Here is a 13,267-nt window from a genome sequence, read left to right on the forward strand (position 1 = left end):
AGGAACCCTGAGGCCGGGGATGTCAACATATCTGGCGTTGACTTTTGGCACGCTGTTGAGTTCTCAAGGAACGGACGCTTCCTTCGGACCGCCTTACCAGCGGGCCCTCCGGGCGCTTCGTTCTTTCGTGATTCCAGCTTAGCAGATGTTTTCCGCTCCGTTTACCGGGGCTTTCTCCATCTGAAATCTGGTGTTAACCGCCGTGTTGCGGCGACTCGACCAACCATAGCGGGTCGGCAGTCGGAGCGCGAATCGGGGCGCGCCGGGGGTCGCCCGGACGGCGGCATGATTTGTTGCTCTCGCGAGCATATACAGCAATGGTCCTGATTCGCCAAGATGCCTGTAGAGTGCGGCGCATCGACTAAGAGGACTAGACCAGTCGTGAGTCGATGAGACGCCGGCCGGCAGGCGGGCGGGGGCGCGGGTCTTCGCCCGAGAATGTCAGCAGATGTCCGAAGTTGACATGATTTAGGCTTCAGTTGATCGTGTGCCGCATCGCGCGGCCGCTCGATGTATTGCGCACTTGGGAGGCACAACCATGACCACTGTGACGTCGCCGCTGACCGGCAAGGTCGTCGGGCTCGCCGGCGTGCCGGACCCGGTGTTCTCGGGTGCGATGGTCGGCCCGGGCACCGCGATCGACCCGGTTCGCGAGCCCACCGAGGCGGTCGCTCCGGTGGACGGCGTCGTCGTCTCCATGCACCCGCACGCCTTCGTGGTCGTGGACGCCGATGGCCACGGTGTACTGACCCACCTGGGGATCGACACCGTGCAGCTGAACGGCGAGGGCTTCGAGCTGCTCGTCAACAAGGGCGACACGGTGGTGCGCGGTCAGGCCGTCATCCGCTGGGACCCGGCCGCCGTCGAGGCTGCGGGCAAGTCGCCGATCTCGCCGATCGTGGCGCTGGAGGCCTCCCTCGAATCGCTCGGCGACCTGCGCGAGGCCGGCGAGGCCCAGGCCGGCGACAAGCTGTTCAGCTGGAGCTGACCTCTCAACCACCGACACACACCCGCCCCGCAGGAGTTGACGGGGCGACTCGGCCTTCAGCGGCTCCCGGCGGGGCCGCTCCTCTCAGCGGAGAATCAGGTACATGCAGAAGACACTGCGCGGCGTGGGTGTCAGCCACGGGGTCGCGATCGGCCAGGTGCGGCACATGGGCACGGCGGTCCTGGAGCCCCCGACCACCCAGATCCCGACCGAGGACGCCCCGCGCGAGCAGGCGCGCGCCCAGGCCGCCGTCGAGGCGGTCGCCGCAGACCTGATCGCCCGCGGCAACCTCGCGGGCGGCGAGGCGCAGGCCGTGCTGGAGGCCCAGGCGCTGATGGCGCAGGACCCGGAGCTGATGGCCGACGTGTCCCGCCGGATCGCCGTCGGCAGCAGCGCCGAGCGCGGCGTGTACGACGCCTTCGCCGCTTACCGTGCGCTGCTCGCCTCCGCCGGGGAGTACCTGGCCGGTCGGGTCGCCGACCTTGACGACGTGCGCAACCGCATCGTGGCCCGGCTGCTGGGTGTGCCGATGCCGGGTGTGCCGGACAGCGACGAGCCGTACGTGCTGTTCGCGCGGGACCTGGCGCCGGCCGACACCGCGCTGCTGGACCCGACGCTGGTGCTCGGCTTCGTGACCGAGGAGGGCGGCCCGACCAGCCACAGCGCCATCCTGGCACGGGCGATGGGCGTGCCGGCCGTGGTCGCGCTGCCGGGGGCGACGGACGTCGCCGAGGGCACCGTCGTCGCGGTGGACGGCAGCTCGGGCGACGTGCTGCTCGACCCGTCGCAGGAGAAGCAGGACGAGCTGCGGGCGATCGCCGCCGAACGCAAGGCCGCGCTGGCCGCCTCCTCCGGTCCGGGGCAGACCTCGGACGGGCACCGGGTACCGCTGCTGGCCAACGTGGGCGGCCCGGCGGACGTGCCGGCGGCGTTGGAGAACGGTGCCGAGGGCGTCGGCCTGTTCCGTACCGAGTTCCTGTTCCTGGACGACTCGGCGAAGGCTCCCAGCGAGGAGAAGCAGGTCGAGGCGTACCGCAAGGTGCTGGAGGCCTTCCCGGAGGGCCGGGTCGTGGTCCGGGTGCTCGACGCGGGCGCGGACAAACCGCTGGACTTCCTGACCCCGGCCGACGAGCCGAACCCGGCGCTGGGTGTGCGCGGTCTGCGCACGCTCCTCGAGCACCCGGAGGTGCTGCGCACCCAGCTGCAGGCGCTGGCCAAGGCGGCCGAGGGCCTGCCGGTGCACCTTGAGGTGATGGCCCCGATGGTGGCCGACCGCAAGGACGCCAAGGACTTCGCGGCCGCTTGTCGCGAGGCCGGGCTGGTCGCCAAGTTCGGTGCGATGGTGGAGATCCCGTCGGCCGCGCTGCGCGCCCGGTCGATCCTGCAGGAGGTCGAGTTCCTGTCGCTGGGCACCAACGACCTCGCGCAGTACGCCTTCGCGGCGGACCGCCAGGTCGGTGCGCTGGCCCGGCTGCAGGATCCGTGGCAGCCGGCGCTGCTGGACCTGATCGCCTCGGCCGCCGCGGCCGCGCAGGCGACGGGCAAGAGTTGCGGCGTCTGCGGTGAGGCGGCGTCGGACCCGCTGCTCGCCGTGGTGCTCACCGGCCTGGGCGTCACCAGCCTCTCCATGGGTGCGGCCTCGATCCCGTACGTGCGGACCGCGCTGGCCAAGTACACCCTGGCGCAGTGCCGTCGGGCCGCTGAGGCCGCGCGGGCGGCGGACAGCGCCGAGGAGGCGCGGGCCGCGGTGCAGCAGGTGCTCTCCGGCGAGTAGCTCCCCGGCGGGTGAGCGGACGGATGCGGGAAGGGGCGCTCCCCACCACTGCGGTGGGGAGCGCCCCTTCGGCGTTCCTCGGGCCGGTCTCGGGCACCGGTCAGGCCTGGCGGTCGACCCGGAGCTGCTCGAAGAAGCGCAGGTGGTCGAGGTTGTCGACGGAGCCGGGGTTGACGGCCTTCTCCAGCGGGGTGCCGGAGAGGATGCGCTTGACCGGGACCTCGATGCGCTTGCCGGTGAGGGTGTGCGGGAGGCCGCGGACGGCGATGACCTCGTCGGGGACGTGGCGCGGGGAGAGTTCGGTGCGCAGCGAAGTGCGGATGCGGCCGATCAGCGCGTCGTCCAGTTCGGCGCCGGGGGCGAGCACCACGAACAGCGGCATCCAGTAACCGCCGTTGGGCTCCTCCAGACCGATGACCAGGGATTCGGCGATCTCGGGGAGGCGCTCGACCACCTCGTAGATGTCCGAGGAGCCCATCCGTACGCCCTGGCGGTTGAGGGTGGAGTCGGAGCGGCCGTGGATGACGACGGTGCCGCGGGAGGTGACGGTGATCCAGTCGCCGTGGCGCCAGACACCGGGGTACATGTCGAAGTAGCTGTCGTGGAAGCGCGTTCCCTCGGGGTCGTTCCAGAAGCCGGTGGGCATGGACGGGAGGGGCTTGGTGACGACGAGCTCGCCGACGGCGTCGGTGAGCGGCCGGCCCTGGACGTCCCAGGACTCGACGGCGGCGCCGAGGCAGGGGGCCTGGATCTCGCCGAGGTAGACGGGGAGGGTGGGGACGCCGCCGACGAAGCAGGAGCAGACGTCGGTGCCGCCGCTGACGGAGGCGAGCCAGACGTCCTCGCTGACCTCGTCGTAGATCCAGCGGAAGCCGTCCGGCGGGAGCGGGGAGCCGGTGGTGCCGATGCAGCGGACGGCGGAGAGGTCGAGGTCGCGGCCGGGGTGGAGGTCGGCCTTGCGGCTGGCGACGATGTAGGCGGCGGAGGTGCCGAGGACGGTGGCGCCGGTGCGGGCGGCGACGGACCACAGGGCGCCGGTGTCGGGGTGGCCGGGGCTGCCGTCGTAGGTGACGATCGTGGACCCGACCAGGAGGCCGGCCACGAGGAAGTTCCACATCATCCAGCCGGTCGAGGTGTACCAGAAGAAGCGGTCCTGGGGGCCGAGGCCGAGGTGGAGGCCGACCTGCTTGAGGTGCTCGACGAGGATGCCGCCCTGGCTCTGCACGATGGGCTTGGGCAGGCCGGTGGTGCCGGAGGAGTAGAGCACCCAGAGCGGGTGGTCGAACGGGAGCTGCGCGAACTCCGGTTCGCCGTCCGGTCCTTGGACCGAGCCGGAGACGAGGTCGGCCCAGTCCAGGGCGCCCTCGGGGGCCGGGCCGCCGAGCAGCGGGACGTGGACGACGGTGCGCAGCGAGGGCAGTTCGCGGCGCAGCTCGGCGACGACGTCGGTGCGGTCGTGGGCCTTGCCGCCGTAGTGGTAGCCGTCGACGGCGATCAGGACGTCGGGTTCGAGCTGCTGGAAGCGGTCGAGCACGCTGCGGGCGCCGAAGTCGGGGGCGCAGGAGGTCCAGACGGCGCCGACGGCGTTGGTGGCGAGGAGGGCGACGACGGCCTGCGGGATGTTGGGCAGGTAGGCGGCGACGCGGGAGTGCGGGCCGATGCCCTGGGCGCGCAGGGCGGCGGCGAGGGCGAGGACCTGGCGGCGCAGTTCGGCCCAGCTGGTCGGGACCGGGTGCTCGTCGGTCTCGTCGAGGTGGAGGATGGCGGGCTGGTCGGCGTTGGCCGGGTCCTCGGCGTGGCGCAGGACGTGCTCGGCGTAGTTGAGGCGGGCGCCGGGGAACCACTGCGAGCCGGTGCGGGTCTCGTCGGCGAGGACGGCGTCGGGCATCCGGGGGTCGGCGAGGACCGCCTCGGGGGCCTGGGTGAATCGGACGTCGAACCACTGGGTGACGGCGGTCCAGAAGCGGTCGAGATCGGCGGTGGACCAGGCGTGCAGGTCCGCGTAGCGCTGGGCGGCCTGCTGGTCGTCGTCGGCCGGCGCGAGCGGGGCGGCCGGGGCGCCGTGGTATTCGGCGGCCCAGGCCTGGAAGGCCACAAGGCTGGTGGCGGCGGCGCGAGCGGGGTTCGGGCGCCAGAGCGGCTGGTCCTGCGGTGGGGTGCTCACGGTGGTGGTCTCCCGGCCGGTGGTGGGGACGGGAGAGCTCGTGGCCAACCCGTCCGGTTGGGCTGTCGGTGCAGACCATGCCATGTGATCGCCCGCCGCGCCAGGGTTGGCCGGCGGCGGCCCGGACGCCTAGCTCTGGGCGAACTCGCCGTCGAACCAGCGGCGGAGGATGCCGTTGTGGAAGTCCCAGACGAGCGGGGTGTCGGCGGTGGCGAGCAGCCAGCCGTCGGTCTCGTCGGTGGGGCGCGAGGGCGGGAGGTCGCTGAGCGGGCGGGCGGGGAGGAGTCCGCAGAGCATGACGAAGCGGCCGTTGGGGTCGGAGGCCATGTGGATCAGCCTGACCTCGGCCGGGTCGGCCGAAATGCCGGTCTCCTCGCACAGTTCACGCACGCAGGCCTGCTGCCAGCTCTCGCCGTAGTCCATGTAGCCGCCGGGGAAGGCGAGTTGGCCGTAACCGGGCTCGATGGTGCGGCGGATGACGACCAGCGCGGGGTCGGCGTCGGGGCGGGTGACGGGGAGGACGGCGACCGCGACGGGCAGCGGGTTGCGGTAGCTGATCTCGGCGCAGCCGGGGCAGGTGCGGGGCCAGGCGTCGGTACCGGGTGGGTAGGGGGTGCCGCAGAAGTGGCAGTGGGAGAAGGGCCGGTGGACGGTCTGGGTCGCTTCGTCTGTGGTCATGGCCGGATCGTAGCCCTGTTCGTCAACGGCGTTCCCGGGGTCGAGGTGGTCAGTGGGCCCGGCCGTCGCCCGGGGCGGCGTCGCTCGGCGGCTCTTCGCGGGCGGGGCGGAGCAGGGCGGGGTGGAGCAATCGGGCGTCGCCGGCGTGGTAGGTGCGGGCTCGGGGACCACCGCGTGCACCGCCGCGTTCGGTGGTGGCGCCGGTGCTCTCGACGAAGCCGGGGACGGAGAGCACCTTGCGGTGGAAGTTGCCGGGGTGGAGCTTCTCGTCCCAGACGGCCTCGTAGACGGCGCGCAGGTCGGGGATGGTGAAGTCGTACGGCAGGAAGGCGGTGGCGAGCGGGCTGTACTCGAACTTGGCGCGGACCCGGTCGAGGCCGTCGGTGAGGATGCGGGCGTGGTCGAAGGCGAGGGTGATCGGGCGGGGGCCGGTGTGCCCGTCGACGCCACCCCCGTGGGTGTCGACGGGCACACCGGTGGCTGGAGTGGAACCGCAGGACCGCGGGCCCAGGTCAAGGTCGGCGACCGGGTGCCAGGCGGCGGCCGCGGCGTCCGTCCCGGCCTGGGGGTCGGGCAGGTCGGGGGCGAAGGCGAGGTAGGCGACGGAGACGACGTGCATGCGCGGATCCCGCTCGGGGGCACCGTAGGTGCCGAGCTGTTCCAGGTGCAGGCGGCAGAGCCGGGCCTCGACCTCGGAGACGCCCTGCAGGCCTGTCTCCTCGGCGAGCTCGCGGGCCGCGGCTTCGTCCAGGCCCTCCTCCCCCGCGCGCAGGAAGCCGCCGGGCAGCGCCCAGCAGCCCTGGTAGGGCGGGGCGCCGCGTTCGACCAGCAGCACGTGCAGGTTGCCCCGGCGCAGCGTCAGGGCGACGACGTCGACGGTGACGGCGATGGGGGCGTAGGCGCGCGGGTCGTACGCGGCGAGCCACTCCTGCTCGGCCGCGGGCCCGGCGCCGGGCCGGGGGGACGGTTCGTCGGCTGCCATCGCGGGCTCCTCTCCGCGCTCTCCAGGACACCTGGTGCTGTCGTTCTCGGTCTGAGCACAACGTAACGACTGCCTTCCCCGGCGGCAAATGGTTTTCCCGGTCGGCGGGAGCCTCCGGCTTCTAGGCTGTGACCAGGAAGGACCGCTCCCGAGGAGGCCCCGATGCCCATTGCTCCCCCGCCGGACTTCGCCGCGGCGCTGGCGGCCGGTCCCCTGGTCCTGGACGGCGGGATGTCGAACCAGTTGGCGGCGGCCGGGCACGACCTGTCGGACGAGCTGTGGTCGGCGCGGCTGCTCGCGGACGACCCGGAGGCGGTGGTGGCGGCACACCGGGCGTACTTCGCGGCCGGGGCCGACGTCGCGATCACGGCGAGCTACCAGGCGAGCTTCGAGGGCTTCGCCCGGCGCGGGGTGGGGCACACGGACGCGGCACGGCTGCTGGCGAGCAGTGTGGAGCTGGCCCGGGAGGCGGCGCGGGCCGAGCCGGGCGGGCGGCGACGCTGGGTGGCGGCCTCGGTGGGTCCGTACGGGGCGGTGCTGGCGGACGGTTCGGAGTACCGGGGGCGGTACGGGCTGAGCACGGCGGAGCTGGTGGCCTTCCACCGGCCACGGCTGGAGGTGCTGGCCGCGGCCCGGCCGGACGTGCTGGCGCTGGAGACGGTGCCGGACGCGGAGGAGGCGCGGGCGCTGCTGGCGCTGGTGCGCGGGCTGGAGGTGCCGGCCTGGCTGTCGTACAGCGTGGCGGGCGACCGGACCCGGGCCGGGCAACCGCTCGCGGAGGCCTTCGCGCTGGCCGCGGAGGTGGACGAGGTGGTGGCGGTGGGCGTCAACTGCTGCACGCCGCAGGACGCGGACCGGGCGGTGGCGCTGGCCGCCGAGGTGACCGGTAAGCCGGTGGTGGTCTATCCGAACAGCGGGGAGGAGTGGGACGCCGACCGCCGGGGCTGGCGCGGGGAGCCGACCTTCCGCTCGGTCCGGGTGGGCGGCTGGCTGGCGGACGGTGCGCGGCTGGTCGGCGGTTGCTGCCGGGTCGGGCCGGACGGGATCGCCGCGCTGGCGGCCGAGGTGGCGGTGCGGCGTGGGCGCATGAGCGAACGGAGCGAGCGAATCGATCAAAGGCGCGCGTGGGCGAATGCCCCTGCCGAGCACAGCGAGGCGGGCGCATGAGCGAGCGCAGCGAGCGAATCGATCAAAGGCGCGCGTGGGCGAATGCCCCTGCCGAGCACAGCGAGGCGGGCGCATGAGCGAGCCAGGCGGGCGCGGTGTGGAGGGCTAGAAGTCGACCGAGGGGCCAGGGAGGTTAACACCCGGCCGAGTACGGGTTACCGAGGGGGAAGGTGCACGGACGGACGGCGGCCTGGCAGACTCGTCCCGTCATCAATGCGGTCGACATTGTCGACCGCCTGTCAGCGCGGAGGTACCCATGCCCGGCCCGATCCAGTCGCTATCCCGGGCCGCCGCGATCATGCGCCTGCTGGCGGGCGGTGAGCGTCGACTGGGCCTGTCCGAGGTCGCGACGGCGCTGGACCTCGCCAAGGGCACCGCGCACGGCATCCTGCGCACGCTCCAGCAGGAGGGGTTCGTCGAGCAGGACCCGGAGAGCGGCAAGTACCAGCTGGGCGCCGAGCTGCTGCGGCTCGGACAGAGCTACCTGGACGTGCACGAGCTGCGGGCGCGGGCGCTGGTGTGGGCGGACGACCTGGCCCGGGCGGCCGGGGAGACCGTGTACCTGGGGGTGCTGCACCAGCAGGGGGTGCTGATCGTGCACCACGTGTTCCGGCCCGACGACACCCGGCAAGTGCTGGAGGTCGGTTCGATGCAGCCGCTGCACAGCACCGCGCTCGGCAAGGTGCTGGTGGCCTACGACCCGGTCGCGCGTGGGGAGTTGGGCGACGGGCCGTACGAGTCGTACACCCTGCGGACGTTGACCGAGGCGACCGACCTGGACGCCGAGTGTGCGCTGATCCGCGAGCGCGGCTGGGCGGACTCGATCGAGGAGACCTGGGAGGGCGTGGCCTCGATCGGCGCGCTGATCCAGGACCGGCGGCGCAACCCGGTGGGCGCGGTGTGCATCAACGGACCGGTGGAACGGGTCTGCGAGGACGGCTTCGTGAAGCCCTCGCTGGTCGCCTCTGTGCGCAGCGCGGCGCGCGCGATCTCGCGCGATCTGGGCGCCGGGCGCTTCTGAGCACAGCAGTCGAATCGTCACGCTGAGGCGCGGACGGGCGGTAGGCCTGTCCGCGCCTTGGCGTTTTGTCCTGATTCCGGGAGCTCCGCTGGGTAACTTCGATGGACCCGCCGAGGGAAGGGTCACAGCTGCGTAACCCTGCCTTGACGTGGGGCCGACCTGGGGAGGAAGCTTCCGCATGACGGTCGACATTGTCGAACGACGGCCGGGAAGATCACTCCCCCAGCGCGCTCACCCGCACAGGGATCGACCGGCCGCCTGCCCCCACCCCCGCACCTCCGGGCCATGACAAGGGAGTCTTTGTGTCCGCGTTCTCCAACGGCGACGTCTTCGTCGGCGAAACCCTCGGCACCGCCGCCCTGATACTCCTCGGCGGTGGCGTCTGCGCCGCCGTGACCCTCAAGAAGTCGAAGGCCCTCAACGCCGGCTGGCTGGCGATCACCTTCGGCTGGGGCTTCGCGGTCCTCATCGCCGCCTACATGACCGGTGCTAAGTCCGGCGCCCACCTCAACCCGGCCGTCACCATCGCGCTCGCGGTCAAGAGCGGCGACTGGAGCCAGGTGCCGCTCTACATCGGCTCCCAGATGCTCGGCGCGATGATCGGCGCCACGCTCGTCTGGCTCACCTACCTCGGCCAGTTCCAGGCCAACGAGGAGCCCACCCTCGGCATCTTCTCGACCGGGCCCGAGATCCGGAACCCGATCCAGAACGTGATCACCGAGATCATCGGCACCTTCGTGCTCTGCATGGCGATCCTCACCCTCGGCACCACCAAGGGCCTGGGCGATAGCGGCATGGGCACCCTGATCGTCGCCCTCACCGTCGTCGGCATCGGCCTCTCCCTCGGTGGCCCGACCGGCTACGCCATCAACCCGGCCCGCGACCTCGGCCCGCGCATCATGCACTCGATCCTGCCGATCCCCGGCAAGGGCGGCTCCGACTGGTCGTACGCCTGGGTCCCGGTCGTCGGCCCGATCCTGGGCGGCCTGGCGGCCGGCGGCGTGTACAACGCCCTGTTCTAAAGGGCGGGTTGGAACCCGCCGAGCACGGGGACTGACCGGACGAGCGTGTACCGAACGTGCGTGTCAGGCCCACCCACCCCGTAACCCCCCGAACTTGAGCCGAGGACCTTCCACATGACCTCCACTGGCAACTACATCGCCGCGATCGACCAGGGCACCACCTCCAGCCGCTGCATCATCTTCGGGGCCGACGGCCGGATCGTCGCCGTCGACCAGCAGGAGCACCGGCAGATCTTCCCCCAGCCCGGCTACGTCGAGCACGACGCCACCGAGATCTGGACCCGGGTGCAGTCGGTCGTCCGCGGTGCACTGGAGAAGGCCGGCCTGACCAAGGACGACATCCGCGCCATCGGCATCACCAACCAGCGCGAGACCACCGTCCTGTGGGACAAGCACACCGGTGAGCCGGTGCACAACGCGCTGGTGTGGCAGGACACCCGCACCGAGGCGCTCTGCCGCGAGCTGGGCCGCAACGTGGGCCAGGACCGCTTCCGCCGCGAGACCGGCCTCCCGCTGGCCAGCTACTTCGCCGGCCCGAAGATCCGCTGGCTGCTGGACAACGTCGAGGGCCTGCGCGAGCGGGCCGAGGCCGGCGACATCCTGTTCGGCACCATGGACACCTGGGTGATCTGGAACCTCACCGGCGGTGTCAACGGCGGCAAGCACGTCACCGACGTGACCAACGCCAGCCGCACCATGCTGATGAACCTGAAGACGCTGGCCTGGGACGAGAGCATCGCCGAGTCGATGGGCGTGCCGATGGCCGTCCTGCCGGAGATCCGCTCCTCCGCCGAGGTGTACGGCGAGGCCGTCGGCGACCTGGCCGGCGTCCCGGTCGCCTCCGCGCTCGGCGACCAGCAGGCCGCGCTGTTCGGCCAGACCTGCTTCGACGAGGGCGAGGCCAAGTCGACCTACGGCACCGGCACCTTCCTGCTGCTGAACACCGGCGAGAAGATCGTCAACTCGTACCACGGCCTGCTGACCACGGTCGGCTACCGGATCGGCGACCAGGCCCCGGTGTACGCGCTGGAGGGTTCGATCGCCGTCACCGGCGCGCTCGTCCAGTGGCTGCGCGACCAGCTCGGCATCATCTCCACCGCCGCCGAGATCGAGACCCTCGCCAACACGGTCGAGGACAACGGCGGCGCCTACTTCGTCCCGGCCTTCTCCGGCCTGTTCGCCCCGTACTGGCGCTCCGACGCCCGCGGTGTGATCGCCGGTCTGACCCGGTACGTCACCAAGGGCCACCTGGCCCGGGCCGTCCTGGAGGCCACCGCCTGGCAGACCCGCGAGGTCGTCGACGCCATGCAGAAGGACTCCGGGGTCGAGCTCACCGCCCTCAAGGTCGACGGCGGCATGACCAGCAACAACCTGCTCATGCAGAACATCGCCGACGTCCTGGACGCCCCGGTCGAGCGCCCGTACGTGGCCGAGACCACCGCCCTCGGCGCCGCCTACGCGGCCGGTCTCGCCGTCGGCTTCTGGAACGACCTCGACACCCTGCGGGCCAACTGGCACCGCGCCGCCGAGTGGACCCCGCGCATGGACGAGGCCACCCGGGAGCGTGAGTACAAGAAGTGGCTCAAGGCCGTGGAGCGCACCATGGGCTGGGTGGAGGAGGAAGAGAACAACTGATCGACGAGCCGGTCGGGGCCCCGGGCCCCGACCGGCCGCCCGCTGTTCCGGCAACGGGTGTCACTGGGTTTCACCGGCCCGCCGCATCGGGCCGACCGGCCTCTCCCGCAGGGGCCGCACCGTACACGAGAGGAGTAACGGCGCCGCCCGACCAGCGCGCCGTACACAACCACCATGGCAACCATCCCGACCCTGGGCGCCGAGCGCACCGCCGGCCGCACCGCCTCCCGCGCCGAGACCCGCGAGCTGCTCGGCAAGGCCACCTATGACCTGCTGGTGATCGGGGGCGGCATCCTCGGCACGGCCGTCGCCTGGACCGCGTCCCAGGCCGGCCTGAAGGTCGCCATGGTCGACGCCGGCGACTTCGCCGGCGCCACGTCCAGCGCCTCGTCCAAGCTCGTCCACGGCGGTCTGCGCTACCTGCAGACCGGCGCGGTCAAGCTGGTGGCGGAGAACCACAAGGAGCGCCGCGCGCTCTCCACCGACGTGGCCCCGCACCTGGTCAACCCGCTGACCTTCTTCGTGCCGGTCTACAAGGGCGGCCCGCACGGCGCGGCCAAGCTCGGCGCCGGCGTGTTCCTGTACTCGGCGCTGTCCGCCTTCCGCGACGGCATGGGCCGGGTCTCCACCGCCGCGCACGCCGCCCAGCAGGTGCCCGCCCTGCGCACCGAGGGCCTGCGCTCGGTGGCCGTGTACGGCGACCACCAGATGAACGACTCGCGCGTCGCGGTGATGACCGTGCGCGCCGCGGTCGACGCCGGCGCCGTGGTGCTCAACCACGCCGAGGTCACCGGGCTGCGCTTCACCGCCGGCCGGGTCACCGGCGCCGAGGTGCGCGACCGCCTGGACGGCAACGAGTTCGGCATCAACGCCCGCCTGGTGCTCAACGCCACCGGCCCGTGGGTGGACCACCTGCGCACGATGGAGGACGCCGGCGCCGCGCCGTCGATCCGCCTCTCCAAGGGCGCGCACGTCGTGGTCAAGCGCCGTTCCCCGTGGCGCGCCGCGCTGACCATCCCGATCGACAAGTACCGCGTCTCCTTCGCCATCCCGTGGGAGGACCACGTCCTGCTCGGCACCACCGACGAGGAGTACACCGGCGACCCGAAGGACGTCCGGGCCACCGACGCGGACATCGACCAGATCATGGGCGAGGCCGCGCACGCGATCCGCGACGAGCACCTCGACCGCGACCTGATCACCTACGCCTTCGCCGGCCTGCGCGTGCTGCCGGGCGGCCCGGGCGACACCGCCGCCGCCAAGCGCGAGACGGTCGTCACCGAGGGCCGCGGCGGCATGCTGTCGGTCTCCGGCGGCAAGTGGACCACCTACCGTCACATCGGCCGCACCGTGCTGGAGAAGCTGGCCCACGTGCCCGGCACCAGCCTCGCCGAGGACATGTCCCCGATCGCCCCGACCGTGCCGCTGCCGGGCGTCGGCGCGCCGAACGCGGTGGCGCACCGCCTGCTGATCGACCGTGAGCCGGGCTCGCGGATGGAGCCGCTGGTGGCCAAGCACCTGGCCAGCCACTACGGCACCCTCTCCTTCGAGATCGCCCGCATGATCGACGAGAACCCGGAGCTCGGCCGGCCGATCCACGAGGACGGGCCGGACGTCTGGGCGCAGGTCGCGTACGCGGCCGACAGCGAGTGGGCGTACACGGCGGACGACGTGCTGCGTCGCCGTACCACCATGACGGTGCGCGGGTTGGACACGCCGGAGATCCGGGCCGAGGTCGAGGCCTTCCTCGCGAAGCGTGGAGCCAAGTAAGCACAGCCTCGCGAAGCGTGGAGCCAAGTAAGCACAGCCTCGCGAAGCGTGGAACCAAGTAGGAAC

10 protein-coding genes are annotated in these 13,267 nt (G+C 72.1%); 7 read left to right on the top strand and 3 right to left on the bottom strand.

All coding sequences use genetic code 11. The features are described 5' to 3' along the window. Nucleotides 1-538: 538 nt before the first annotated feature. Nucleotides 539-988, top strand: coding sequence for a PTS glucose transporter subunit IIA (locus ACFQ87_RS26450; RefSeq protein ID WP_380613308.1), 450 nt, complete (start codon nt 539-541; stop codon nt 986-988). Between the two features lie 103 nt (nt 989-1,091). Further along, nucleotides 1,092-2,762 carry a phosphoenolpyruvate--protein phosphotransferase gene (gene ptsP / locus ACFQ87_RS26455; protein WP_380613309.1) on the top strand — a complete coding sequence of 557 codons (1,671 nt, stop codon included), beginning with the start codon at nt 1,092-1,094 and terminating at the stop codon, nt 2,760-2,762. Between the two features lie 100 nt (nt 2,763-2,862). On the opposite strand, the gene ACFQ87_RS26460 is transcribed toward ptsP, so the two are convergent. From ACFQ87_RS26460 to ACFQ87_RS26470, 3 genes are all read right to left on the bottom strand, one after another. Continuing rightward, on the bottom strand, nt 2,863-4,926 hold the full coding sequence (locus tag ACFQ87_RS26460; RefSeq protein WP_380613310.1) for an acetoacetate--CoA ligase: 2,064 nt from the start codon (nt 4,924-4,926) through the stop codon (nt 2,863-2,865). A gap of 129 nt (nt 4,927-5,055) precedes the next feature. Continuing rightward, nucleotides 5,056-5,604, bottom strand: a complete 549-nt coding sequence (locus ACFQ87_RS26465) for an NUDIX domain-containing protein (RefSeq protein WP_380613311.1) — start codon at nt 5,602-5,604, stop codon at nt 5,056-5,058. 49 nt (nt 5,605-5,653) lie between these two features. Then, complete coding sequence (locus tag ACFQ87_RS26470) at nt 5,654-6,586, bottom strand: NUDIX domain-containing protein (RefSeq protein WP_380613312.1); 933 nt, start codon at nt 6,584-6,586, stop codon at nt 5,654-5,656. A 162-nt stretch (nt 6,587-6,748) separates the two neighbouring features. Between ACFQ87_RS26470 and mmuM the strand changes: the two genes are divergently transcribed. From mmuM to ACFQ87_RS26495, 5 genes are all read left to right on the top strand, one after another. Continuing rightward, nucleotides 6,749-7,753, top strand: a complete 1,005-nt coding sequence (mmuM, locus tag ACFQ87_RS26475; protein ID WP_380613313.1) for a homocysteine S-methyltransferase — start codon at nt 6,749-6,751, stop codon at nt 7,751-7,753. Between the two features lie 256 nt (nt 7,754-8,009). Then, complete coding sequence (locus ACFQ87_RS26480) at nt 8,010-8,774, top strand: IclR family transcriptional regulator (RefSeq protein WP_380613314.1); 765 nt, start codon at nt 8,010-8,012, stop codon at nt 8,772-8,774. Between the two features lie 302 nt (nt 8,775-9,076). Then, nucleotides 9,077-9,796, top strand: coding sequence for an MIP/aquaporin family protein (locus tag ACFQ87_RS26485; protein ID WP_380613315.1), 720 nt, complete (start codon nt 9,077-9,079; stop codon nt 9,794-9,796). Between the two features lie 114 nt (nt 9,797-9,910). After that, nucleotides 9,911-11,431 (top strand): glycerol kinase GlpK, encoded by a 1,521-nt coding sequence (glpK, locus tag ACFQ87_RS26490; protein WP_380613316.1) that lies wholly within the window; start codon nt 9,911-9,913, stop codon nt 11,429-11,431. Between the two features lie 174 nt (nt 11,432-11,605). Then, entirely contained in the window at nt 11,606-13,201 is a 1,596-nt protein-coding gene (locus tag ACFQ87_RS26495; protein WP_380613317.1) for an FAD-dependent oxidoreductase, read from the top strand. The last annotated feature ends 66 nt before the right edge of the window (nt 13,202-13,267 follow it).

It is taken from the genome of Kitasatospora sp. NPDC056531 (genome assembly GCF_042794375.1).
Taxonomy (GTDB): Bacteria; Actinomycetota; Actinomycetes; order Streptomycetales; family Streptomycetaceae; genus Kitasatospora.

Coding starts and splice junctions, on each gene's coding strand:
- ACFQ87_RS26495 (WP_380613317.1), top strand. CDS start 11,606: ATGGCAACCATCCCGACCCTGGGCGCCGAGCGCACCGCCGGCCGCACC.
- ACFQ87_RS26450 (WP_380613308.1), top strand. CDS start 539: ATGACCACTGTGACGTCGCCGCTGACCGGCAAGGTCGTCGGGCTCGCC.
- glpK (WP_380613316.1), top strand. CDS start 9,911: ATGACCTCCACTGGCAACTACATCGCCGCGATCGACCAGGGCACCACC.
- mmuM (WP_380613313.1), top strand. CDS start 6,749: ATGCCCATTGCTCCCCCGCCGGACTTCGCCGCGGCGCTGGCGGCCGGT.
- ACFQ87_RS26465 (WP_380613311.1), bottom strand. CDS start 5,604: ATGACCACAGACGAAGCGACCCAGACCGTCCACCGGCCCTTCTCCCAC.
- ptsP (WP_380613309.1), top strand. CDS start 1,092: ATGCAGAAGACACTGCGCGGCGTGGGTGTCAGCCACGGGGTCGCGATC.
- ACFQ87_RS26480 (WP_380613314.1), top strand. CDS start 8,010: ATGCCCGGCCCGATCCAGTCGCTATCCCGGGCCGCCGCGATCATGCGC.
- ACFQ87_RS26470 (WP_380613312.1), bottom strand. CDS start 6,586: ATGGCAGCCGACGAACCGTCCCCCCGGCCCGGCGCCGGGCCCGCGGCC.